Annotated in this window: 21 protein-coding genes and 2 tRNA genes; 7 read left to right on the plus strand and 16 right to left on the minus strand. The window is 63.7% G+C overall.

The annotated features are described in order from the left end of the window. Positions 1-114 precede the first annotated feature (114 nt). From A9762_RS11850 to A9762_RS11880, 7 genes are all read right to left on the minus strand, one after another. The gene (locus A9762_RS11850; protein ID WP_069342239.1) at positions 115-1,473 is read right to left on the minus strand and encodes a hemolysin family protein; all 1,359 of its coding nucleotides are present in this window, start codon (positions 1,471-1,473) and stop codon (positions 115-117) included. 103 nt (positions 1,474-1,576) lie between these two features. Continuing rightward, positions 1,577-2,524, minus strand: coding sequence for a LysR family transcriptional regulator (locus A9762_RS11855; RefSeq protein WP_069342240.1), 948 nt, complete (start codon positions 2,522-2,524; stop codon positions 1,577-1,579). A gap of 87 nt (positions 2,525-2,611) precedes the next feature. Next, on the minus strand, positions 2,612-3,439 hold the full coding sequence (locus A9762_RS11860) for a dioxygenase (protein ID WP_069342241.1): 828 nt from the start codon (positions 3,437-3,439) through the stop codon (positions 2,612-2,614). A 134-nt stretch (positions 3,440-3,573) separates the two neighbouring features. Further along, positions 3,574-3,978 carry a DoxX family protein gene (locus tag A9762_RS11865; protein ID WP_069342242.1) on the minus strand — a complete coding sequence of 135 codons (405 nt, stop codon included), beginning with the start codon at positions 3,976-3,978 and terminating at the stop codon, positions 3,574-3,576. A 218-nt stretch (positions 3,979-4,196) separates the two neighbouring features. After that, positions 4,197-5,456 (minus strand): glycolate oxidase subunit GlcF, encoded by a 1,260-nt coding sequence (gene glcF, locus A9762_RS11870; protein WP_069342243.1) that lies wholly within the window; start codon positions 5,454-5,456, stop codon positions 4,197-4,199. 18 nt (positions 5,457-5,474) lie between these two features. Next, positions 5,475-6,665 carry a glycolate oxidase subunit GlcE gene (gene glcE / locus A9762_RS11875; RefSeq protein ID WP_083253855.1) on the minus strand — a complete coding sequence of 397 codons (1,191 nt, stop codon included), beginning with the start codon at positions 6,663-6,665 and terminating at the stop codon, positions 5,475-5,477. Continuing rightward, entirely contained in the window at positions 6,665-8,278 is a 1,614-nt protein-coding gene (locus A9762_RS11880) for an FAD-linked oxidase C-terminal domain-containing protein (RefSeq protein ID WP_240493526.1), read from the minus strand. The genes glcE and A9762_RS11880 overlap by 1 nt, the downstream gene beginning before the upstream one ends. A gap of 278 nt (positions 8,279-8,556) precedes the next feature. Here A9762_RS11880 and A9762_RS11885 point away from each other — a divergent pair, with 278 nt between their 5' ends. Together A9762_RS11885 and oxlT are read left to right on the plus strand one after the other, a co-directional pair. Then, the gene (locus A9762_RS11885) at positions 8,557-9,399 is read left to right on the plus strand and encodes a FadR/GntR family transcriptional regulator (protein WP_170836230.1); all 843 of its coding nucleotides are present in this window, start codon (positions 8,557-8,559) and stop codon (positions 9,397-9,399) included. Positions 9,400-10,407: 1,008 nt separating this feature from the next. Then, positions 10,408-11,736, plus strand: coding sequence for an oxalate/formate MFS antiporter (gene oxlT, locus A9762_RS11890; RefSeq protein WP_069342245.1), 1,329 nt, complete (start codon positions 10,408-10,410; stop codon positions 11,734-11,736). A gap of 275 nt (positions 11,737-12,011) precedes the next feature. Here oxlT and A9762_RS11895 read toward each other — a convergent pair. The 3 genes from A9762_RS11895 to fdxA form a co-directional block, all read right to left on the minus strand. Continuing rightward, a tRNA-Asn gene (locus A9762_RS11895) sits at positions 12,012-12,087 on the minus strand. A gap of 86 nt (positions 12,088-12,173) precedes the next feature. Then, positions 12,174-12,249: transfer RNA gene (locus A9762_RS11900), tRNA-Asn, on the minus strand. 106 nt (positions 12,250-12,355) lie between these two features. Further along, positions 12,356-12,679, minus strand: a complete 324-nt coding sequence (gene fdxA / locus A9762_RS11905; protein WP_069342246.1) for a ferredoxin FdxA — start codon at positions 12,677-12,679, stop codon at positions 12,356-12,358. Positions 12,680-12,999: 320 nt separating this feature from the next. Between fdxA and pncB the strand changes: the two genes are divergently transcribed. The 5 genes from pncB (at position 13,000) to rmuC (ending at position 19,263) form a co-directional block, all read left to right on the plus strand. Then, complete coding sequence (pncB, locus tag A9762_RS11910) at positions 13,000-14,205, plus strand: nicotinate phosphoribosyltransferase (RefSeq protein ID WP_069342247.1); 1,206 nt, start codon at positions 13,000-13,002, stop codon at positions 14,203-14,205. A gap of 191 nt (positions 14,206-14,396) precedes the next feature. After that, positions 14,397-15,059, plus strand: coding sequence for a lactate utilization protein C (locus A9762_RS11915; protein ID WP_069342248.1), 663 nt, complete (start codon positions 14,397-14,399; stop codon positions 15,057-15,059). Between the two features lie 237 nt (positions 15,060-15,296). After that, entirely contained in the window at positions 15,297-16,715 is a 1,419-nt protein-coding gene (locus tag A9762_RS11920; RefSeq protein WP_069342249.1) for a sodium:proton antiporter, read from the plus strand. 38 nt (positions 16,716-16,753) lie between these two features. After that, the gene (locus A9762_RS11925) at positions 16,754-17,746 is read left to right on the plus strand and encodes a D-glycerate dehydrogenase (RefSeq protein WP_069342289.1); all 993 of its coding nucleotides are present in this window, start codon (positions 16,754-16,756) and stop codon (positions 17,744-17,746) included. Between the two features lie 53 nt (positions 17,747-17,799). Beyond that, positions 17,800-19,263: a DNA recombination protein RmuC gene (gene rmuC / locus A9762_RS11930; RefSeq protein ID WP_069342250.1), complete on the plus strand. Its 1,464-nt coding sequence runs from the start codon at positions 17,800-17,802 to the stop codon at positions 19,261-19,263. Positions 19,264-19,382: 119 nt separating this feature from the next. On the opposite strand, the gene A9762_RS11935 is transcribed toward rmuC, so the two are convergent. From A9762_RS11935 to moaA, 6 genes are all read right to left on the minus strand, one after another. Further along, positions 19,383-19,877: a GNAT family N-acetyltransferase gene (locus tag A9762_RS11935; protein WP_069342251.1), complete on the minus strand. Its 495-nt coding sequence runs from the start codon at positions 19,875-19,877 to the stop codon at positions 19,383-19,385. 114 nt (positions 19,878-19,991) lie between these two features. Continuing rightward, positions 19,992-20,276: a hypothetical protein gene (locus A9762_RS11940; protein WP_039401268.1), complete on the minus strand. Its 285-nt coding sequence runs from the start codon at positions 20,274-20,276 to the stop codon at positions 19,992-19,994. A 150-nt stretch (positions 20,277-20,426) separates the two neighbouring features. Beyond that, positions 20,427-21,710, minus strand: a complete 1,284-nt coding sequence (gene glp / locus A9762_RS11945; protein ID WP_069342290.1) for a gephyrin-like molybdotransferase Glp — start codon at positions 21,708-21,710, stop codon at positions 20,427-20,429. Positions 21,711-21,812: 102 nt separating this feature from the next. Beyond that, positions 21,813-22,451 carry a molybdenum cofactor guanylyltransferase MobA gene (mobA, locus tag A9762_RS11950; protein WP_069342252.1) on the minus strand — a complete coding sequence of 213 codons (639 nt, stop codon included), beginning with the start codon at positions 22,449-22,451 and terminating at the stop codon, positions 21,813-21,815. Positions 22,452-22,460: 9 nt separating this feature from the next. Next, entirely contained in the window at positions 22,461-23,279 is an 819-nt protein-coding gene (locus tag A9762_RS11955) for a hypothetical protein (RefSeq protein WP_139133186.1), read from the minus strand. Positions 23,280-23,499: 220 nt separating this feature from the next. Continuing rightward, positions 23,500-24,627, minus strand: a complete 1,128-nt coding sequence (moaA, locus tag A9762_RS11960) for a GTP 3',8-cyclase MoaA (protein WP_069342254.1) — start codon at positions 24,625-24,627, stop codon at positions 23,500-23,502. Positions 24,628-24,777 lie beyond the last annotated feature (150 nt).

A 24,777-nucleotide genomic window follows, 5' to 3' on the forward strand; every position in this document is an offset into this window, starting at 1 on the left:
ACTACCGTTGCCGTGCCCAGTCATGCCTTGCGTGACCCTTAGCTTGGCCTCTGACGGGCGATGTCACGCTTAGTAGGTATTCTGGCAAGCGACATGACGGGCATCAATCGGGGATCAATCCTCGCGTTGTTGCATCGCCACATCGCGCGCAACGGGGGGCTCGCCGCGCGCTTCACGTACGCCGTCGGGGTAAATGCGAACGAGCACGATGCGCGGGCCTTGCATCTTCTTGACGACCACCGAGAAGCCGTCGAAATCGACCTTCTGCCCCTCGCGCGGCAGATAGCCCAGCGCGTTCATGATGAGGCCGCCCACGGATTCGGCGTGCTCGCTCGGAATGTCGAGGCCGAGCGCGCGTTCCAGCGTCAGGATCGGCAGGCTGCCGCGCCCGATGAGCGTGCCGTCTTCCATGCGGGTCCAGTCGTCTTCCGTCTGACGGAATTCGTCGCGGATCTTGCCGACCAGCGCGGAGAGCAGGTTATCGAGCGTGAGGAAGCCGATGGGTTTCTGGTCCGGCCATCCTACGATGGCAAAGTGCGGTGCGCCCCGGCGGAAGCGGCTGAAGAGCTCGCGCGCCGGCATGTCGGGCTTCACTCGCTCGACCGGACGCGCCATGCTGCCCAGATCCTCGATGGACTGACCGTGGTGTTCGGCAAGGAACAGATCCTTCAGGTGGACCACGCCGAGCACGGTTTCGCCGTCGTTGTCGAAGAACGGGTAGCGGCTGTAGCGATGGCGATAGGCCGTGTCCATGTTCTCCCGGAACGTGGCGTTGCGACGGAAGGCCGCCACTTCGCTCATCGGACGCATCAGGTCGGAGACCGTCAGATCGCTGAAATCGATGGCGTAGGCCACCACGTTCCAGTCGTCGCGCGAGAGCTTTTCGCTGGAGGCGCCCCGGCGCACGATCAGCTTGATTTCGTCGGCCGAGTAGTGCGCGTCGGTGCCGTGCGACGGGTCAAGCCCTGTCCAGCGCAGCAGACGGTTGGCACTGTGGTTGAGCACCCAGATGGCCGGATACATCAGCCAGTAAAAGCCGTACAGCGGTGCGGCTGTCCATACGGAGACGGCTTCCGGCATGCGCAACGCCATCGATTTCGGCGCGAGTTCGCCCACGACGATGTGCAGGTACGAAATCGTGAAGAACGCGATGAAGAACGCCAGCGCGTGAATCAGCTCCGGGGAGCTCACGCCCACGAGTTCGAACAGCGGCGTGAGAATGCGTGCGAAGGCGGGTTCACCGATCCAGCCAAGACCGAGCGAGGCGAGGGTGATGCCGAGCTGGCACGCAGAGAGGTAAGTATCGAGTTGGCCGTGGACCTTGGCCAGGATACGACCGCGCCAACCCCGTTGGCGGGCAATGACATGAACGCGCGTCTGGCGCAGTTTGACGAGGCCGAATTCCGCCGCCACGAAGAAGCCGTTGAGCAACACCAGCAGGATCGCAGCGACGATCAGTAAGAAGTTTTCCAAAATATCAGTAATGGGACGACAGGCCCACCAGTATAAGTGACAAACGCCGTCGCCAATAAATATCCGTGGGGTTCCGGTGTTTTGCCAACCGTTCGCAGGCGATTCAGGGGGCTTTCGTGGTGGATGCAGGCAGGTTTGCGACAGGCCGGTCAAGTGCCAGCCAGCCGGGCATGGCGAACGCCTCGACGAGGAAGTCGATCATCGCGCGGACCTTCGCGCTCAGGTACTTGCGCGACGGGTAGACCACATAGATGCCGCGCTCACCCTGCGTGTACTCCGGCAGGAATTCGACGAGACGGCCGTCGCGAACGGCGTCCTGCACGAGAAACGCCGGTTGCAGGATGATGCCGCTGCCCGCAATGGCGGCCGCGACGCAGGTGTCGCCATTGTCGGCAATCAGCCGGGCATGCGTCTGCACGGAGACGGGGCCGTCCGGTCCGTCGAAATGCCATTCCTTCCGGTGCAGGAAATTGCTGTACCCGACGGTCTCGTGGCGTGTGAGTTCGCTGGGGTGCGCCGGTGTGCCGTGCTGCGCGAGATAGCCCGGCGATGCGCACAGCAGCAAGCGGGTGCCGGCCAGCCGCCGATGCACGAGCGACGAATCCGGCAGGCGCGAGATGCGGATGGCGAGGTCGTAACCTTCGTCGACGATATCGACGAGCCGGTCGCTCAGCGTGATGTCCAGGGAGACCTGCGGGAACTGCGCGAGAAACGTGGGCCAAAGCGGCGCGAGATGCAGCACGCCGAAGGTGTGAGGTGCGTTGATGCGCAGCGCGCCAGCGGGTTGGCCGTCCTGCTCGCCGGCCATGGCGTCGGCTTCGTCCAGCTCCGCGAGGATCTGGCGGCAGCGCTCGACATAACGTTGGCCGGGCTCGGTCAGTGACAGGCGTCGCGTGGTGCGCTGAAGCAGGCGCGTGCCCAGACGCGCTTCGAGGTCGGCAACGTAGCGCGAGACGGCCGTCTTCGAGATGCCCAGCGAATCGGCCGCCTTCACGAAGCTGCCCGATTCGACCACGGCGATGAAGCACTCGATCTCGCGAAGTTTGTTCATGCCGGGGCGATGCTCCTCAGAGTCGTGCGATGAGATGGCGCGACAGCGAGGGCGGACAACCCTTGTCCGTCGTCGCTGTCATTGTTGCTATTGTGCCAGCGCGTTTGCGCGCGCGAGCGACGGTGCCGCGTTGCCGAAGGCAAAGGCGTCCATGCGCAGTGCGCCGTAGGTCGAGCCGGTGTCGAAGTGCGTCTGGCTGAGCGCATTGTCGGCCGCACCCATCGCGATGTAGATCGGCAGCAGGTGCTCGTCGGTCGGATGGGCACGCTCGGCGTGCGGCGCGCGTGCCCGGTAGTCGAACAGCGCGTCGAGATCCATCTTCGCCAGATGCTCGGTGAACCACGCGACGAATTCGGCCAGATACGGCGCTTCGGCACGGTCCTCCGACGGCGCGCGGAACACCTCATGCAGATTGTGCGTGAAGCTGCCGGACGCCACGATCAGCACGCCGTCGTCGGCGAGCGGGGCGAGCGTTTGCCCGAGCCGATACTGGTATTCCGGGCCCATGTGCCGCTGGAGCGACAACTGCGTGACCGGGATATCGGCTTCCGGGAACAGATAGCTCAGCGGCACCCATGCGCCGTGATCGAGCCCCCATTGATCATCGGTCACCGCCGGCAGCCCGGCGTCGCGCAGGCGCTGCACCGTCCGCTCGGCCAGTGCCGGGGCGCCCGGTGCCGGGTATTCCAGTTCGTAGAGTTCGCGCGGGAAACCGCCGAAATCGTGGATCGTGCGTTGCTGCGCGAGGCTACCCACGCGCGGTGCGGGCGTCGACCAATGCGGAGAAATCACGAGAATTTCCTTGGGACGCGGCACCGCACGCCCCAGCGCCGTCAGCAACGGGCCGGTGCGGCCCGGATCGACCGCGAGCAGCGGCGAGCCGTGGGAGACGAAGAGGGTCGGAAGGGCAGACATGGCAATCACTCCTGCAAAACAGCGAATCGACGTTGCGACATGACGTCGCGAATCAGCGGTAACGACGGACTGGCATCGCCATCACCCCGTCATCCCCTGACGGGGCAATGAAGGGGCGATGGCATCGGCCTGAATCACTCGGCGCGAGCGCGGCGAATGGCGAAGGCGCCATCGCCCAGCAAGGCGACCGACAGCAGGCCTACGAGCCAGAACGCCGGGAATTCCCAGCCGCCGCCCTTGTTGGTGAACAACCAGCCGTTGTGGCCATGCACCGAGACGATGGTACCGAGCATCAGCGCGGCGAGCGGCAGGGCGGCCCAGCGTGCATAGAACCCGGTGATCAGCATCAGCCCACCGATCAGCTCAAGCGCCATCGTGACATAGGCGAGCACCGGCGGCAGACCTAGCGAGCCCATGAAGCCGACGAAGCCGGGAATGGTGAAGACGAACACCTTGAGCGACAGGTGGGCGAGGAACAGGATACCCAGCGAGACGCGCAGCAATAGGGCAGCGTACGGGGCGGTTTTGGTATCGATCATGACGGGCTCCGGTGAGGGAATCGGTAATACAGGCTAAGGGTCGGCTCAGCCGTGCGACGTCTTCAACGACGCCGACGACTGACTTAGCCCCGATTCTAGGGAGCGGGATCGTACAGATAAACGGGCGGGGGAGGGATTGATTGTCCCGGTCATCGGGACAATCAATCAGGGACGACGTATACCGAGCGAGGAAGGGGCGGTGTCGCCCGCCCGGTCGCTCAGGCCGACGCGATCATCCGGTCGAGCAGTTCGACCCAGTGCTGCACCGGCGCGTGGTCGCGGGCGTGTTCGCCCTTGGCCGTCGCCTGCAAATGGCAGATGCAGCCCACGTTGGCCGACACGACGAGTTCGGGATCGAGCGCGTCGAGCGACTTCCACTTGGCATCGCGCAGTTGATGCGACAGTTCCGGCTGGGTGACGGAATAGGTGCCCGCCGAGCCGCAGCAGATGTGACTGTCCTGCGGCAGCATGACGCTCACCCCCACACCGGCGAGCACCTTCTCGACCACGCCCTTCAACTGCTGGCCGTGTTGCAACGTGCAGGGCGGGTGATAGGCGATCTTGCCGGTCTTGCCATTCTTGCGGTTGGGCACACGCTTTTGCAGCGCTTCGAGATTGTCGAGCAGGACTTCCGACAGGTCTTTCGCAAGTTCAGAGACACGCTGCGCCTTGCCTGCGTACTGGGAGTCGTGACGCAGCAGATGGCCGTACTCCTTGACCGTCGCTCCGCAACCGGAGGCATTGATCACGATTGCTTCGGCACCCGCTTCGATCTCGGGCCACCAGGCGTCGATGTTGCGGCGAATGTCGTCGAGCCCGTCGTCGTGATAGTTCAGATGCAGACGAATGGCGCCGCAGCATCCGGCCGACGAAGGGCGCAGCATCTCGATACCGAGGGCGTCGAGCACGCGCGCGGTCGCCTTGTTGACGTTGGGCAGCATGGACGGCTGCACGCAGCCTTCGAGCATCAGCATGCGGCGCGTGTGTTTCGTCTGCGGCCAGCTCCCCGAACGTTGGCGATGCGGCACTTTCTCGCGCAAGGCGCGCGGCAGCAGTCCACGGAACTGCTGACCGAGGCGCAGCGCGGGCGAGAACAGTGTGCGGTTAGGCAGCACGTGGGCGAGTGTCCAGCGCACGGCGCGTTCGCGGGCGGGGCGGCCGACCTTGGCGTCGATGTGACGGCGGCCAATGTCAGCCAGACGGCCGTATTGCACGCCCGACGGGCAGGTCGATTCGCAACTGCGGCAGGTCAGGCAGCGGTCCAGGTGACGCTGCGTCTCGCGCGTCACGCTCTGGCCTTCGACCATCTGCTTGATGAGATAGATGCGTCCGCGCGGGCCGTCGAGCTCGTCGCCGAGCAACTGATACGTGGGGCAGGTCGCGGTACAGAATCCGCAATGCACGCATTTGCGGAGAATGGCTTCGGCTTCGTCGCCGTCCGGTGTCTGACGGAGGAATTCTGCGAGGTTCGTTTGCATCGTTTTATATCTGGCGATTTACCGGTACAACCGATGACGGTTGAAGATGCGGCTCGGATCGAAGGCTTGTTGCAGACGCTCGCCGATGGCGCGCAGTGCTGCCGGTTGCGGTGTGAACACACGTTCCGCGTCGGTCGACATGCCGGTTGCGCGACGGCCATGGCGGAACAGCGTAGCATGCCCGCCGACCGCTGCGGCGATTGCGCGAATTTCGGACGCCGAACGCCGCGTGATCCACCATCGCTGCGCACCGCCCCATTCGATGAGATGCTCGTCGCCGTGCGCGAGCGGCGGTGTCGTCGGCGGAACCGACAGGCGCCACAGCGGCTGCGCGTCACCCGCCACATCGGCAGGCGCCACTGGCACCGGCGCTGCGGCAAAGAACGCGTGCGTCTGTTCGCGCAGCGACACCCAGAAGTCATGCGCTTCGATGGCGTCGACGTGACGACCGCCCATCGCGGCACGTGCGGCGTCGATGGCGGCTGCGGCGCCGCCCAGACGCACACTCAGCACGCCGTCGTGCCACGCCGAGCCCATCAGCGGCAGCGGCTGGCCGCCCCACCGATTGAGCTGGTCGATGGCCTGCGCCTGCGGCAGTTCGAAACGCAGCGTGGCTTCGGCCACCGGGCACGGCAGCACCTTGATCGAGAGTTTGAGCAGCACGCCGAGTGTGCCGAGCGCGCCCGCGAGCACGCGCGAGACGTCGTAACCTGCGACGTTCTTCATCACTTGCCCGCCGAAATGGAGGACCTGTCCCTGACCATTCATCACGACCGCGCCGAGCACGAAGTCGCGCGGTGCGCCCACATGGGGACGACGCGGGCCGGCGAGTCCCGCGGCGATGCAGCCGCCGAGCGTGGCGCCGGGGCCGAAGTGCGGCGGCTCGAACGGCAGGATCTGGCCGCGTTCGGCCAGTGCGGCTTCGATTTCGGCGAGCGGTGTGCCCGCGCGTGCCGTGATCACGAGTTCTGCGGGGTCGTACGAGACGATGCCGCGATACGCCCGCATGTCGAGCGGTTCGCCCATCGGCGTCTCACCGTACCAGCGCTTCGTATTGCCGCCCTGAATGTCGAGCGGTACACCGCTGGCGGTGGCGGCCAGTACGCGTTCGCGAATCCCGGCGAGCGCCTGTGCGGCGGCGCTCGCTTCGCTGTCGGCGCACGTGGACACGGACGATGCCGGTGTCGTGGCTTGGAAGGCTTGCGACATCAGAACCTCGGCAGATCGGGATGGGGCAGCAGCCCGCCGCGTACGTGCATCTTGCCGTACTCGGCGCAGCGCGCCCGTGTAGGGATGGCCTTGTCGGCGTTGAGCAGACCGGCCGGATCGAAAGCACGCTTGACGGCGAAGAATGCGTCGCGCTCCTCCGGCGAGAACTGCACGCACATCGAGTTGATCTTTTCGATGCCCACGCCATGCTCGCCGGTGACCGTCCCGCCGAGTTCCACGCAGGCCTCGAGAATGTCGCTGCCGAAGGCCTCGGCGCGATGCCATTCGTCCAGATCGTTGCCGTTGAACAGGATCAGAGGGTGCATGTTGCCGTCGCCGGCATGGAAGACGTTGATGCAACGCAGGCCGTATTGCACTTCCATCGCCTCGATGCGTTTGAGCAGGGTGCCGATGGTCCGGCGCGGGATCGTGCCGTCCATGCAGTAGTAATCGGGGGAGATGCGCCCGGCGGCCGGGAAGGCGTTCTTGCGTCCCGACCAGAAGCGCAGGCGTTCGGCTTCGGAGGCGGAGACCTGAATGCGCGTCGCGCCCGAGGCTCGCAGCACTGCGGAGACGCGTGCGATTTCTTCGGCGACTTCCTCTGGTGTGCCGTCCGATTCGCAGAGCAGGATGGCCGCGGCGTCGAGGTCGTAACCGGCGTGCACGAACTCTTCGACGGCTTGTGTGGCCGGCTTGTCCATCATCTCCAGACCTGCCGGAATGATGCCCGCCGCGATGATCGCCGCGACGGCGTTGCCGCCGGCTTCCACGTCGTCGAAGCTCGCCATGATGACCTGCTGGACCTGCGGCTTCGGTACCAGCTTCACGGTCACTTCCGTCACCACGCAGAACATGCCTTCGCTGCCGATGAAGACGGACAGCAGGTCGAGACCCGGGGTGTCCAGCGCATGGGAGCCGAACTCGACGATCTCGCCGTCCATCGTCACGGCGCGTACGCGAAGGACGTTGTGCACCGTCAGGCCGTACTTCAGGCAGTGCACGCCGCCGGAGTTCTCCGAGACGTTGCCGCCGATGGTGCAGGCGATCTGCGATGACGGGTCCGGCGCGTAATAAAGACCGTAAGGCGCGGCGGCTTCCGAGACGGCGAGGTTGCGCACGCCCGGCTGCACGGTGGCGGTACGGGCGTAGGCGTCGACATCGAGAATACGTTTGAACTTGGCCAGCGAGAGCACGATGCCGTCGGTGATCGGCATGGCGCCGCCGGAGAGCCCCGTGCCGGCGCCGCGCGGCACGACCGGCACGTTGTTCGCGTGGCAGGCGCGCAAGATGCGGCAGACCTGATCCTCGTCGGCGGGCAGCACGACGGCCAACGGCAACTTGCGGTACGCAGCGAGGCCGTCGCATTCGTACGGCGTGATCTGCTCGCGGTCGGTGAGCCAGTGAGCGTCCGGCACCGCAGCGCGCAAGGCGGCGAGTCGGGCGTCGCGTGTGGCGGCGCTCAGCGCGTCGAAAACCGGCTCGTCGGTACGCACCGCAGTCGCTGGAGGCGACGACGGTGGTGGTGACGGTGGAGGTGATAACGGAACGGGCGGCATCGCGCTATTGGGCGGTGCGGCGGGCGCGGAAGTCAGGGGCGACGCATTCGATGTCATCGGGCTTGCTCTCGGACGATCGTTGACGTGTTGTGACATTTGACCGTTCTTGGTCTACTGGTAGACTGGTCGACCAGTTGTCGGATGACGTCATCGTAAAGGGAATGATCCGATTTCAACTACAGGGTTAACCCGTAATTTGAGGGAGATCCTCTAGAGGTGCCGGAGGCGAGGCCGTGTGCCTGCCCTGAGCGAAGCCGCATCCTGTATCGTGGCGTCTGTGATTTTTCCGTCGAGAACCGAAGCCGACTATGCCGTCCAACGAGTCGTCCCTGCCTATGTCCTCTCTCTCGTCTTCTTCCCCAGCGTCTTCCCCGGCTGCGCCGTCTGCCGGCGACTTGCCGGGCGCCGTCGCAAGCTTCGCACCGGTCACGCCACCGCCGCGTCTGCGTCTGTCCGACATGGTGTACGAGCAACTGGAGACGATGGTCGTCGAAGGTCGGCTCGCGCCGGGCTCGGCGCTGCCGTCGGAGCGCGATCTGGCGCAGCAGATGGGCGTCTCGCGTCCGTCGCTGCGTGAAGCGCTGCTGCGGCTGGAGTCGCGCGGGCTGATCGTCGGCCGTGCCGGGGGCGGCTATCTGGTCGCCAACGCCAGCCAGCCGCTGCTGGCGGAGCCGTTGTCGCAACTGATGTCGCGTCACAGCAAGACCGTCGACGACGTGCTGGAAATGCGCGAAGTGCTTGAAGCGAAGGCCGTGGAACTGGCCGCCGAGCGCGCCACGCCCGAGGACATCGCCCGTCTCGCACAGGCGCTCGAAGCGCTGGAAGCCGCCTTTGCGGCGGGGCGTGACGGACGCGACGGCGAGGGCGACGCCCGCGGGCAGTCGTTGTTGACCCGGGTGCCTGAACTCGACGCCCACTTCCACCTAGCGCTGGCCGAGGCGACGCATAACCTCGTGCTGGTGCATCTGATGCATGCGATCTTCGAGCTGCTGCGTGGCTCCGTGGTTGATAACTACCGCGCGATCGTCGGGCATGGCGCCGATCTGGCCGAACTGATCGATCAGCATCGGCGCATCTTCAACGCGGTGGCATCTCACGACGCGGCCAGCGCGCAGCGATCGCTGCATGAGCATCTGACCTTCATCCGCAACAATTCGGGCGACGTCGATCCCGTCTGATCTCGTCTGACCCCGATTTTTCTTGCTGGCGGAGCCCTCGCCCGAGGGCAAAAGAATCCCGCCAAACCCTCATCGTTTTCCCTGACTCGCGCATCCGGCGACGCTCGTCGCCTGAATGCCGTCTCCTCGTCGCCCAGGGGTGTCACACCCCGCAATGGCACGGTTTACCTCGGTTTTCAAGTTATCGAGCGCTTACCAGCCAGCGCGCAGTCGCCCTTGCGTGCCCGGCGCTTGTCTCCCGTATGCGGGCGCTCTCGGGTTGACAGTGGTTCGGCCATGGACTAATTTTGGAACCATAAAAAATACTTAATTCGATATATTGAATCTTGTATATCAGATTCAAAGTGACGAATCGGCCCCCGGAAGTGCCCGTGAAATTGCCGGGTGGTGGTCGAGTCGGCACGGCATTCATCGGAGACATCAGTTGGGTAAGCACGCATTTTCTTTCGGGCAGTCCTCGTGCGACGGTTGTGACGCACCGGCTGCCCTGTCGTATCCGCCTTCAGTGTTCACGGAAGTCGTTCGTGCGCTGGGGTGTTCCTCACCGGCCTGCTGCATGTCCCGGGCAGGCGATCTGGCGATTACGCGTCCGCGAGGCGCGCCCGCCTGAGTGATGGGATCTGGCTTGCGATGCGATCTATGCGATCCATCGTGATACGCCGACAGCGCAAGCCGGTCCGCACTCGAATTTATTAACCAGTCACCCCTTGGCAGCCGGCAACTTGCCGGCGCGGACCCTGAAAAGTCTGCGTCGCCGCGCCGAGGTGGGGGCCGGAAGTGTCCTTTGGCACTTCCGAGAGTCAGTCAGCCGGGGCTTAAGCCCTGCGAGCCTGCCGCCAGGCAGTGCTCCGCGATCAAGCGGCCAAGCATGAGCCGCACGCAACGCCAGGAGGCGTGCCGTCTGCGCATATCCCCGTCGGGGACGCGCGGCAGCACGCGATGACGTCGGGCACCGCACAACGAATCGCGGGTCGGCGTCAATCGTCTGACAGGAACAGGAGGCAAGTCATGCAAGCAGCTGCGCAACCGGAGGAGAAGACCTCTTTTCTGGGAGGGCGCTGGTCACAACTGGTGATCGGCATCATCTGTATGGGCCTGGTGGCCAATTTGCAGTATTCGTGGACGTTGTTCGTCGAGCCGATGGAAGCCAAACACCATTGGGGTGTGGCGGCCATTCAGGTGGCATTCTCGATTTTCATCGTGGTGGAAACGTGGCTGGTCCCGATCGAGGGCTGGCTGGTCGATCGCTTCGGGCCGCGCCCGGTGGTGGCGGGCGGCGCGATTTGCGTGGCGTTGTCGTGGATCATGTACTCGTACGCCGAGACGTTGACCGTGCTGTACACGGCCGCTGTTATCGCCGGTATCGGTGCGGGTTGCGTGTACGGCACCTGCGTGGGTAACGCGCTGAAGTGGTTCCCGGACAAGCGCGGTCTGGCTGCCGGTCTGACGGCGGCAGGCTTCGGTGCCGGTGCGGCCATCACGGTGATTCCGATTGCGAACATGATTCGCGAATCGGGTTACGAAGCGGCCTTCTTCAACTTCGGTATCGTGCAGGGCGTGGCGATCTTCATCCTCGCATTGTTGCTGGTCAAGCCGCGTGCACCGAAGGGTGTCAGCGTGTCGCGCCGCAACCTGGCGACGAAGCAGGACTACACGTCGGGCCAGATGATTCGCACGCCGGTGTTCTGGGTGATCTACGTCTGCTTCGTTGCCGTGGCCGCTGGCGGTCTGATGGCGACGGCGCAGATCGGGCCGATCGCGAAGGACTATGGCATTGCATCGATGCCGATGACGCTGTTCGGCGCCACGCTGCCGCTGCTGACGATGACCCTGTCGATCGACAACCTGTGCAACGGCTTCACGCGTCCGCTGTGTGGTTTCGTCTCGGACAAGATCGGTCGTGAGAACGCGATGTTCATCATCTTCCTTGGGGAAGGGGTGGCGATGCTGGGCCTGATGCACTTCGGTCAGAACCCGTACATGTTCGTGTTCTTCGCTGCGATGACGTTCCTGTGCTGGGGCGAAATCTTCTCGATCTTCCCGGCGCTGTGTGCCGATACGTTCGGTAGCAAGAATGCGGCGTCGAACGCGGGCACGTTGTACACCGCGAAGGGCACGGCAGCCTTGCTGGTGCCGCTGGCTTCGGTGCTCGCCGTGGGCGGTCACTGGGATCGCGTGTTCATTGCGGCTGCGGTGATCAGCATCACGGCGGCGGTGGCGGCGAAGTTCCTGCTCGCACCGATGCGCCGTCGCTGGATCGAGTCGGAGAACAGCAATAGCGCTGCACAAGCGTCCGCAAGCCCGTCGGTTGCCATCGGCGCACCGGCCAGCGAGTGAGTGCCACGCTCGACATCGGACAGATTGCCGTGAGGTGTCTGGCCGGTGATTGAGATGAGGTAAGACGTGAGTTCGTCGGAAGGACAGAAGCGGGGCGCCAGCGATGGCGCCCCGTTTTCGTTGGGGCGACGACGCGCCGTTGTGTGGCCGTCTCATCGATCGGATAGACGTCAGATGGACGTCAAAATAGACGACGGGGGGCAGGAAACCCATCTCGCTCGCTGCGTGGACGCAGAAAACAAAAAAGCCCGTCAAAGACGGGCTTTTTCGTGTTTTGGCTCCTCGACCTGGGCTCGAACCAGGGACCTACGGATTAACAGTCCGGCGCTCTACCGACTGAGCTATCGAGGATCAAACTTGGCAGTCGCACATCGCCATCGCGGTATGTCGACTAAAACAAAGGCCTCGCTGTAGCGAGGCCATCGCTTCGGTATTCTTGGCTCCCCGACCTGGGCTCGAACCAGGGACCTACGGATTAACAGTCCGGCGCTCTACCAACTGAGCTATCGGGGATCAAAAGAGAAAGCGATTATAGTGGCGGTTTTTACACACTGTCAACACCGGGAACGCATTTTTTCTGCGTTCACAGCGAGAAAGCCGCCAGAGTCACGCTCGCGGATCAGCGCTCGAGCAGATGGAGCTTTTCCTTGACGTCCTTCCAGTCGTCGGCATCGGCCAGCGACGGTTTCGTCTTGGTGATGCTCGGCCAGTTCGGCGTCAGTTCGGCGTTCAGCGCGGTGAAGTGCTGTTGGTCGCCCGGCACGTCTTCTTCGGCATAAATGGCATTCGCCGGACACTCGGCCACACAGACTGCGCAATCGATGCACTCGTCCGGATCGATGACGAGGAAGTTCGGGCCTTCGCGGAAGCAATCCACGGGGCAAACGTCCACACAGTCGGTGTATTTACATTTGATGCAGCTTTCGGTGACAACGTGCGTCATGCCAACAACTCCGGAGTAGGGCGCGAAACGGCTTCGATCGGCCGTTAAAACGGGTATTGTAGCGCAGCCCGCGTTCACAGGTGCGAGAGCGGGACGATGAAGCCGGCATTGCGTTTCATTCCGGCACAAACGGTGCCGGCACCACGCCGGATTGTACGAAATGGGCCATGACGTCATGCGTGACACCGCTTTGCGGTACGATGTTCGATGTTCCTGTGCGCTGCCTCGCGCCGTGTGAACGTGCGAATCCCGCATCCGCATGTGCGCACTCGGCAGCGTCCGATGCTTTCTCGTGAGCGCTCCTCGCGGAGCCTGTCGTCATGATCATCACGTCGCTGCTCGATACCGATCTCTACAAGTTCACGATGATGCAGGTCGTCCTGCACCATTTCCCCGCCGCACAGGTCGAATATCGCTTCAAGTGCCGCACCGAGGGCGTCGATCTCACGCCTTACGTCGACGAGATTCGCGACGAAATCCGCCTGCTGTGCGGGCTGCGGTTCACCGAGTCGGAATTGCGCTATCTCGGCGCCATGCGCTTCATCAAGAGCGATTTCATCGACTTCCTCGATCTGTTCCACCTGAACGAGAAGTACATCACCGTGCAGCCGTCGCCCAAAGGCAATGGTGAGATCGACATCACGATTCGCGGGCCGTGGCTCCACACGATTCTGTTCGAGATTCCGGTGCTTGCCATCGTCAACGAGGTGTATTTCCGCAATACCCAGCGTACGCCGGCGTATGAGGAAGGCCGTCAGCGACTCAGGGACAAGATCTGCATGCTGGCCGAGCGGCCGGACTTCCGCGACTGCAAGATCGCCGATTACGGAACGCGTCGACGCTTCTCCAAAGAGTGGCACCAGGAAGTCATTCAGACATTGTGCGATGAACTCGGTGAGCAGTTCGCGGGCACGAGCAATGTGTACTACGCATCGAAGCTCGGCCTCACACCGCTTGGCACGATGGCGCATGAGTATCTTCAGGCGTGTCAGGCGCTGGGCCCTCGTCTGCGTGATTCGCAGATCTTCGGCTTCGAGACATGGGCGAAGGAATATCGCGGCGACCTTGGCATTGCGCTCTCGGACGTCTACGGTATGTCCGCCTTCCTGCGCGACTTCGACATGTACTTCTGCAAGCTGTTCGACGGTGCGCGTCACGACTCCGGCGACCCGTTCGTCTGGGGCGAGCGCCTGCTGGAGCACTACGCGCAAAATCGCGTCGACGCCCGCACCAAGACCATGATCTTCTCGGACGGCCTCGACATTCCCAAGGTGTTGCAACTGTTCGAGCGCTTTCGCGATCGATGCCGGCTGGCGTTCGGTGTCGGCACCAACCTCACCAACGATCTGGGCTATCGACCGCTGCAAATCGTCATCAAGATGGTGCGTTGCAACGGTCAGCCGGTGGCAAAGCTCTCCGATTCGCCGGGCAAGAACATGTGCGACGACGACGCCTATCTGGCCTACCTGCGGCAGGTCTTCGACATTGCGCCGGAACCCGCGCCGATCTCGTCCAAGGGAAACTGACGGCGTCGACGCCTGAGGTGTGATCCGAGCGCACGGGCAGACGATTCCGATAGTGCGCGAACGCCGGTCGCGCGGCGTTGCCCAGCCGCTATAATTGCCCATCGCCCGCCGGACCGAGTGCCGGCGGCCTCGAGAGACGACACGTGACGACGTCGGCCGCAGACCGGCGCGTTGGCTTCACAGGACAGTTCATGGATACCTCCGACGCCCGCAATCGCATCTTTGCCCGCATTCGCAACGCACAACATCGCCCCGATGTCGCACGTGCGAACGAGCAGGCGGCGGCTGAGGATTATCTGGCGCGACACCCGCAAGGGCCGCGTCCGGCGATGTCCACCGATCTCATCGCGACCTTCATTGCCAAGGCCGAAGCCCTTTCGACGACGATTTCCCGCGTGCCCGCCATGCAGGACGTACCGGCGGCAGCCGCCACGTATTTGCAGGCGAACGGTCTCACGACGCAGGCCGTCGGCTGGCCGACGCTGCGCGAACTGGACTGGACCGGCGCCGGATGTCACGTCGAATTTCGCAAGCCGCACGGAGACGATCTCGTCGGCATTACCGGCTGCTTCTGCGCCATTGCAGAGACCGGCGCACTCATGATGATGTCGGGCCCCGAGACGTTTGCGTCGGCCACGCTGTTGCCCGAGACGCACATTGCCGTCGTGCCTGCCTCGCGCGTCGTCGCCGGGCACGAAGACGGATTCGCACTCATGCGCAGCGAGCGCGGTCAGCTCTCGCGCGCCACCAATTTCATTGCGGGACCGTCGCGTACCGCAGACATCGAACAAACGCTGGTGCTCGGGGCGCATGGCCCGTACCGCGTTCACCTCATCATCGTCGACGGCGCCTGATTGACGCTGCGCCGTCGCGGCGGCGCTGATCGGCCACGAAGCTTTTCCACTCGCGTGGCTTACACGATCGCGGGATGCAAGACTTTCGGAAAACGCCCGAAGGTCGATGGGCTCGGCGTTTTCGGGGGATTCCTTTCTTTGCTTTGGGATATATCCCAAGCTGACGCGGCGATGGGCACTCTTGCGCGGATGACGACTCGTACGCAGTCGACCATCAATCACTAGGAACCAGAAACAATGCATAAGGGGATTTGGGGGGCATTGGCTGTGGCCGGGCTGGCATTGGCGAGCCCTGCGGCGTTCGCTGCGGGACCGGACGGCGCACAACTCGTCGCCTGGTGGGGCGTGCCGTTCGCGGGGCTGCTGCTCTCGATTGCGCTCGGGCCGTTGCTCGCGCCGGCGTTCTGGCATCACCACTTCGGCAAGATCGCCGCGTTCTGGGGCGCGGCATTTCTGCTGCCGTTCGCGCTCGTCTTCGGCGCGGGCGCTGCCTGGTATGGCGCCGTTCACGCCGTTGTCGCCGAGTACATTCCGTTCGTCGTGCTGCTCACGGCGCTGTTCACCACTGCGGGCGGTATTTGCGTGCACGGTAACCTGCGAGGCGGCCCGTGGCTCAATACCGGATTGCTGGCGCTGGGCACCGTGCTCGCTAGCATCATGGGAACGACCGGGGCCGCCATGCTGCTGATTCGTCCGCTCATTCGTGCGAACGACAACCGCAAGCACAACGTACACGTCGTGGTGTTCTTCATCTTCCTGGTGGCAAATGCGGGTGGCTCGCTCACGCCGCTGGGCGATCCGCCGCTATTCCTCGGCTTTCTGCAAGGCGTCGATTTCTTCTGGACGACGGCGCATATCTGGCCTGAGACGCTGTTCATCTGCACGGTATTGCTGGTGCTGTTCTTCGTGATCGACGCGTATTACTTCCGTCAGAAGACCGAGCGTCAGATCGACGAATTGGATCCGACGCCGCATGCCGCGCCCGTGCGACTCGAAGGCAAGCGCAACTTCATTCTGTTGGCGGCGGCCGTGGGGCTGGTGCTGATGAGCGGCATCTGGAAACCGGGCATCGAATTCGACGTGTTCGGCACGCCGGTGGCGCTGCAAAACCTCGCGCGTGATGCCGGTCTGATCGTCGTGACGCTGATGTCGCTGGCCATCACGCCGCGCACCGCGCGCGAAGGCAACGGGTTTAACTGGGAGCCGATGAAGGAAGTGGCGAAGCTGTTCGCCGGCATCTTCCTTACGATCATTCCGGTGGTCGCGATCCTGCGGGCGGGCGAGGCGGGGGCACTCGGCTGGGTGATCCGTCTGGTGACGGGGCCGGGCGGTGCGCCTGACAACGTCATGTATTTCTGGGCGACCGGGCTGCTGTCATCGTTCCTTGATAACGCGCCGACCTATCTGGTGTTCTTCAATACGGCGGGTGGCGATGCCGCAACGCTGATGACGACCGGCGCCGCAACGCTTGCAGCGATTTCGGCGGGGGCGGTGTTCATGGGCGCCAACACGTATATCGGCAATGCACCGAACTTCATGGTGAAAGCCATTGCAGAGCAACGCGGCATTCGCATGCCGAGCTTCTTTGGCTATATGCTGTGGTCGGGCGCGATTCTGCTGCCGCTGTTCGTCCTGATGACCCTCATATTTTTCTGAGCCGCGACATTGCCACGCGGCCAACCTCTGCGAGACAACTGGTGAAACCGAAGATCCTGGTAGCCCGAGCCATTTTCCCGGACGTGATCGAGCGTCTGGCGCAGTACTTCGATGTCGAGCGTAACGATGCCGACACGGTGTTTTCGAGCGACGAACTGCGCGCACGACTGGCCGACAAGGCGGGCGCGATCACCACGGCGAGCGAGCGTATCGATGCCGCCGTGCTCGCTGGTGCGCCGAATCTGCGTGTGGTGGCCAATATGGCCGTGGGCTACAACAACTTCGATATCGACGCGATGACGGCGGCCGGTGTGATGGCCACGAATACGCCCGACGTTCTCAACGAGACGACCGCCGATTTCGGCTGGGCGTTGTTGATGGCGACGGCGCGGCGTGTCACCGAGTCGGAGCGTTGGCTGCGCGAAGGGCATTGGGATAAGTGGGCATACGACATGTTCCTCGGCGCCGATGTGCACGGCAGCACGCTGGGCATCATCGGCATGGGACGCATCGGGCAGGCGATTGCGCGTCGCGCGATGGGCTTCAACATGCGAGTGGTGTATCACAACCGCTCGCGTCTGGATGCCGAGACGGAGGCCGCATGCAAGGCGAGCTATGTCGATAAGGATGTGCTGCTGCGCACCGCCGATCACGTCATTCTCGTGCTGCCGTATTCGGCGGCGACGCATCACACGATCGATGCCGACGCACTGGCGCTCATGAAGCCGACGGCCACGCTGGTCAATCTGGCACGCGGCGGCATCGTCGACGATGCGGCGCTGGCCGCAGCGCTGGCGAAAAAGCAGATTGCCGCTGCGGGGCTCGACGTGTTCGAAGGCGAACCGAAGGTGCATCCCGACTTGCTCAAGGTTTCGAATGTCGTGTTGACGCCGCATATCGCCAGTGCGTCGGCGGCGACGCGTCGTGGCATGGCGAGTCTCGCGGCCGACAATCTGATTGCGGCGCTGGGCTTCGGCGCGGCGGCCGGCAAGCCACCGTGTCTGCTCAACCCTGCTGCACGTCGGGTGTAGATCGGTAGATTCGGAAGCGTCGGAAGGCAAGAGTCAACGGGAGTCGCAACGCGATGGTCGAGATGGTGTTGGTGGCGCTGGCAGCGCTGAATTTGTTGGTGATGATCGCGCTTGCGGTGAAGGTCTGGCAACGCGGCGGCGACGCGTCGTTGCGCGACACGCTCGTCGATTCGCTCGCTCAGGTGCGCGACGATCTGCTGCACGCGTCGGATCGCAGCGAGCGAGGGCTGCGTCAGGAGTTCGCTGAGACGGCCCGCGCCGGACGTGGCGAGCAGAGTGCTCAGATGGCGCGGTTCCAGCAGACACTCGCTGCACAGATGACGAGCGTGGCCACCGTCCAGAACAATCAGATCGACGGCTTCGCGCAGCAACTCGCCAAGCTCACCGAGTCGAACGCCACGCAGATCGAGGCCGTACGTCAGAGTCTGGTGCTCAACGGTCAGCAGATGCGCGAGGAACAGGCGTCGACACTCCGGCGTTTCGGTGAGGCGCAGCATCAGCAACTCACGCAACTCGCCGAGGGCAACGAACGTCGTCTGGCCGAAGTGCGTGCGACACTCGAACAAAAACTCAAGGACATCGAAGTCAACAACGCGGCGAAGCTCGAAGAGATGCGCCGCACGGTCGACGAGAAACTGCACGCAACGCTGGAGCAGCGTCTCGGCGAGTCGTTCAAGCTGGTCTCGGATCGTCTCGAACAGGTGCATCGCGGGCTGGGCGAGATGCAGACGCTGGCCGCCGGGGTGGGCGATCTCAAGCGTGTGCTGACGAACGTGAAGACGCGAGGGACTTGGGGCGAAGTGCAGTTGCAGGCGTTGCTCGAACAATTGCTCACACCCGAGCAGTTCGCGAAGAACGTGGCAACCCGACCGGGCAGCACCGAGCGTGTGGAATTCGCCATTGCGCTGCCGGGGCAGAACGGTGACAGCAATCAGCCGGTCTGGCTGCCGATCGACGCCAAATTCCCGCGCGAGGACTATGAGCGTCTGCTCGACGCGCAGGAGCGTGCCGATCCGGTCGCAGTCGAGGAGGCATCGAAGGCGCTGGAGACCCGCATTCGTCTGGAGGCGAAGACGATTGCCGACAAGTATCTGGCACCGCCGCACACCACGGACTTTGCGCTGCTGTTCCTGCCGACGGAAGGACTTTACGCGGAAGTGTTGCGGCGTCCGGGCCTCTCCGATCTGCTGCAACGTGAATATCGCGTGACGGTGGCCGGGCCGACGACGCTGACGGCCTTGCTTAACAGCCTTCAAATGGGATTCCGCACGCTGGCGATCGAACGTCGCTCCAGCGAAGTCTGGCAGGTGCTTGGCGCGGTGAAGACGGAGTTCACGAAGTTTGGCGACGTGCTCGCCAAGACGAAATCGCAGTTGGAGACAGTCACGCGCTCCATCGACAAAGCCGAAGTTCGTACCCGTGCCATGGCCCGTCAACTCAAGGCGGTGGAGGCGTTGCCCGGCGATCAGGCCGTGGAATTGCTCGGTGTGGAGATGGAACCGGACGAGGACGCCTGAGAGGCGTGACGGCCTCCGGAACCCCGATAGTCGGGGATCTCACGGACTTTGGGGCGGTTGATGGTTGAGTCAGGTGGCGTCTACATGCGCACGACGCCGCTAAGCGCTCGCTGCGTCGCTTACTGCGCGCCGTCGTCCTGCTTCGCGAATTGCGCCAGCGCATCGCCGGTCATTCGCACCACGCGCCAGTCGGGCAATACCGTCGCGCCTTGCGATGTGTAGAAATCGATCGCCGGTTGATTCCAGTCGAGCACCGTCCACTCGAAGCGTCCGCAGTTGCGCTCGATGGCGATGCGGGCGAGCCGACGCAGCAGTGCTTGTCCCACACCACGACCTCGCATCGTCGGCTGCACATAAACGTCTTCCAGATACAGGCCTCGCCGTCCGAGGAAGGTCGAGAAATTGTGGAAGAACAGCGCGTAGCCGACCGGCTGTCCATCCCATTCCGCCATCAGACATTCCGCCGCCGGCGCTTTGCCAAACAGCGCGTCATGCACGCTCTCAGGCGTTGCTTCGAAGATATCCAGCAGCTTTTCGAAGACGGCCAGTTCTCGCATCAGGCCATGAATGGCGCCGACGTCGTCGGCAGTGGCAGTACGCAGGGTCAGAGACATAGTCGGCGTGCAGGAGCGTTGAGAGGGGGCTGAAAAATGAGAAAAGCGGCGCTGCGGCGGGGAGAAAACCGCCGTCAGTCGCCGCCGGAACGACGTGGATCGACGTCAGGACGCTCAGTACTCTTCTTCGGGAGCGTCGCTCAGTGCGATTTCGATGCCGCCGAATTTGACCGCCACCCAGTTGTAGAGGTGGCAGGCGATCCAGAGCAGCACGAAGCCCACGATGGCGTTAAGCACCAGCGCGGAGATGATCGCCAGGCCCGGCAACTCACCGTAGCGGATGAACGCCGCGAGGAATGCCAGCAGAACGAGCGGGATGCTGAATGTGAGGTAGACCAGCACCAGTGCTTTGGCCGTCTGGCCGGGACTGATGTACGTGATCTGTTTTTTCGTTGTTATTGACGTGTGTGCTTTCGGCTTGTGTGGCGCCCGTGTCGTCGAAGCGCCGACGCGGGCAATGTTTTGCTGATTCGTTGCTTCGCTTTTAGGGTGAAATTCGTGTGTGGACTCGCGTTCGGTGGATCCAGTCGATTCGAATAAGGGCGAGCGTCAGACCAGTCCGTCGAAGGCAATGACGTCGACCAGTTCACCAGCCGCCACGTCACCGCGCTCGGTGCCGAGCGTCACGAAGCAGTTCGCTTCGCTCATCGTGCGCAGAATGCCCGCACTCTGTGCGTCGGCGACGGTGACTTGCCATCGGCCCTGAGCATCGGCGGCCAGAATGCCGCGCAGGAATTCGGTGCGGCCCGGGCGCTTGGCAATGGCGGTCGCCGTCGGTACCGGCAGGCTCGGTGTGATCTGCGGCTCGGCGCCCATGAGCACGAATAGTCCGTCGCGCACGAGATGGTAGAACGATGCCATCACTGCGGCCGGATTCCCCGGCAGACCAAACAACAAGGCGCGCTTGCCCTCGCTTTCCAGTTCGCCAAACGCGAACGGCCGGCCCGGGCGCATCGCCATCTTCCAGAACACCACGTTGCCCAGACGCGTCATCATTTCGCGCGTGAAATCGGCCTCGCCGACCGACACGCCACCGGAGGTGATGACGGCGTCGGCTTCACGACATGCCGTACGCAGCGTGTCTTCGATGGCTTGTGGGTCGTCGCGCACGACACCCAGATCCAGCACCTCCACGCCCAGCCGTTGCAACATGCCGAAGAGCGTGTAGCGATTGCTGTCGTACAGATTGCCGGGCACGAGCGGCTCACCCACGGAGCGCAGTTCGTCGCCGGTCGAGAAGAAGGCCACGCGTATGCGACGGCGCACTGGCACTTCGGCGATGCCGAGTGACGCGAGCAGACCGAGGGCGGCGGGGCGAAGGCGCTTGCCGGCGTGCAGCGCCGGATGACCGGCGGCCAGGTCTTCCCCGATATGGCGTACATGACGGCCGGGCGTCACGGCGCCGGCGTCGAAGCGAATGATTTCGGTGTCGCCTTCGCGTTGCACCTGTTCTTGCGGGATGACCGTGTCGCAACCGGCCGGCAGCAGCGCACCGGTCATGATGCGCACGCACTCACCGGCAGCGGCGACGCCGTCGAACGGACGGCCCGCGAAAGAACGCCCCGCCACGCGCAGACGCACTTCGCCACCGGCCGCCAGCGCGCTGCCGGCGAAGGCATAGCCATCCATGGCGGCGTTTTCGAAAGCGGGGACGTCGAGCGGAGAAACGACATCGCGACCGAGCACACGGCCCAGCGCACTGCGTACCGCCACCTGCTCGATGGCGGACACCGGGCTCGCGGTGCGCGCAATGACGGCGCGCGCCGCTTCGACCGTCATATGGTTGGGGTCGTAGTCCGGCAAGCCGGCCAAGGCGTCGTCTAGTGTTGTCATCGGTATGGCGTCGTCATCCGGCACATGTGCAGCATGCATCACATGCATGGATCTCAAAAATGCGGTGGCGACGAATCGGGCCGCGTCGGTGCCCGGAATGGCTTAGCGGGCGCGCGGCGAATCGGTATGGAGGTCGTCCAGCGTGTTGACATTGTAAAACGGACGCTCGTCACCGAAGTTAACTTGTACGGCCTTGTGGCGCGCGAGCCACGCTCGCACGCGATGCTCCCCGGCGCTCAGTGTGGCCGCGAGATCGTCGGCCAGCGAGCGGTGCAAAAGAGCAAATACCGGATGCGGGCCTTGTGCCGTCGCGGCATAAGCGGCCAGCGGTCGCTCGGTCGTGATGCCGGGAGAGGCGTCGCGTCCGTCCTGTACGTCGAGTGCGGTGCTGAGCCTAGCGGCGAGATCGGTCGGCAGATAGGGCGAGTCGCACGGCACGGTGAGGACATATTCCGTACATGCCGCGCGCAAACCGGCCAACATGCCCGCGAGCGGTCCTGCGAAGTCCTGCGTCTCGTCGCTCACGACGTCTGCGCCGAATGCCGCATAGGCATCGAGATTCCGATTCGCGCTGATGAGCAACGCACCGACCTGCGGACGCAGGCGCTCGATGGCATGGACCGCGAGCGGTCGGTCGGCGAGCAGTTGCAAGCCTTTGTCGCGTCCACCCATACGCTGCCCACGCCCGCCCGCGAGGATCAGGCCGGTGATGTCGCAGCGCAGGATGGACGTTGTCGTCATGGGAAGGGATCAGGGGCGGTTCAGGGCGATGACGCGACCCGCTGCGTCGAACCAGACGGCGCCGTCGCCAAGCATCAAGCCCTGATCGCGCGCGAACATCAGACGAGGCACGGCGGCACCGATGGTACGCACGAATCCGTCGGAAAAGATTTCGTTATAGCGTGCGAGCAACGACTTCGGGTTCCGAAGGATCAGTGTCTTGCCCCGCAGTGAGACATGCAACGGGTAACGGATCGATTGTGCGACGACATCGCGCCGGTCGTCGAGCACCCCTTTGCGGAATTGCGTGGCGGCGCGATTGACGGTTTCGTCGTCGCTCACCCCGGCAACGCCGTACAGATGGTCGATCTTGCCCGTCTGAATGCTGGACAGCGCCAGCTCGAACGGCACCGTGCGGCCGCTGCGCAAGTCCTTCCATTGGCCCGAAATGACTTCGCATGCCACCGATGCACCTTGCTGGCGATTGACGTCGTCCGCCGAGGCGAATTCGCCGTCGAAGGTCGCGCGCGGCATGCCGCCGGCGTCGAATTCGGTCAGGTGCACATGCGACTTGCTATCGATCTTGCCGGTGAGCTGCGTATCGCTTTGCGACGATGCATTGGCATAACGTCCCTCCAGCTTGCCGCCGGAGGTAGGGCGCAGCACGAGTCGCAGCGGATTGCGCTCGCCGAGCTGACCGCTGTACGTCATCAGGTGATTGGCGATGTTGCGATCGGACGGGTCGCAGTCGGCGTATGCCGCAGTGGGCGCAAACGCCGCGAACAGCAACGTCAGTGTGCTCAGACCGGCGACGACGAGGCGCTGCATGCGATGCGAAGGGTGGCTCACGCGTGTGTGACGCACGCCTTGATGGGGGGCGGACGCGGCGCTGGACGCTGGGACGGTGAGGGTGTCTCGGGCGCGGCTGGCGCCCGGGGCAAAAGAAATCATGAGTCGAGAAGGAATTCGGTAAATCGAAAGCGGCGCGGAAGCGTCGACGGTAGCGGGGTCGCCGGGCAATCAGATCACGTGGTCATGTCTGGTCGCGGTCTGGCCGTGTCCCGGACCGTCATCCGCCGATGTAAGACATCTCCACTTTCGGTGGTGCGTTTTCCGGCAGGCCGGTGGCCGCCGTACGCAAGGCCGAGTAACGGTCGGTGCGGGCATGCCAGATGTCGCCGATGACGGTCGAGATCTGCGCGTCGCTCGCGCCGCTACGCAGCAGCGTTCGCAAGTCGTACCCCGAGCTGGCGAACAGACAGAGATACAGCTTGCCTTCCGTAGACAATCGGGCACGCGAACAAGTGCCGCAAAATGCACGGGTGACGGACGAAATGACGCCGACTTCACCGCCGCCGTCGCGATATTGCCAGCGTTGTGCCGTTTCGCCGGGGTAATTCGGCTCCATCGGTTCGACTGGCAGAGCGTCGTTCAGACGCGCAATGACCTCGGCCGATGGCAGGACTTCGTCCATGCGCCAGCCGTTGGAGGTGCCGACGTCCATGTATTCGATGAAACGCAGCACAACGCCGCTGCCATGAAAATGACGCGCCATCGGCACGATGTCGGAGTCGTTGGTGCCGCGCTTGACGACCATATTGACTTTGACCGGGCCGAGGCCGACGTGCTGCGCCTGAGCAATCCCTTCGAGCACGTTCGCGACGGGGAAGTCGACGTCGTTCATCTGGCGGAAAATCTTGTCGTCCAGACTGTCCAGGCTGACGGTCACGCGCGTGAGGCCCGCATCTTTGAGCGATTGCGCCCGGCGTGCCAGCAACGAGCCGTTGGTCGTGAGCGTGATGTCGAGCGGCTTGCCCGACGGCGTGCGCAGACGGGCCAGCATTTCGATCAAGCGTTCGATGTGCTTGCGCAGCAGCGGCTCGCCGCCCGTCAGACGCAGTTTCTCCACGCCATGTTCGACGAACAGGCGCGCAGCACGCTCGATCTCTTCGAATGACAGCAGGGAGGATTGCGGCAGGAAGGCATAGTCCTTGTCGAACACGTCCTTCGGCATGCAGTAGACGCAGCGGAAGTTGCAACGATCGGTCACCGAGATCCGCAGGTCGTGCAGGGGCCGCGCCAACGCATCTTCGAGATGGCCGGTGGCGGCGCGCACTTGTGCGGGGATCTGCGGCGAGTGCGTCGCATAACGCGCGTCGCTACGCAAATCGGTGAGTCTGATGATCGTTTCAGTCATGGTGGGGCCTTAGCTTGCGTCTCCATTCTAACGAATTGGCCCAAATGTCGCCGAGGCGATCCCATCGGGCATCGGATATCGGTACCGAGAATTCGTTGTGAGACGTCAAACCCGTACTGAGGCAGACGATACGGGGCGTGCGCGGTGGGC

It is taken from the genome of Pandoraea sp. ISTKB, assembly GCF_001721285.1.
In the GTDB taxonomy this organism is placed as follows: Bacteria; Pseudomonadota; Gammaproteobacteria; order Burkholderiales; family Burkholderiaceae; genus Pandoraea; species Pandoraea capi.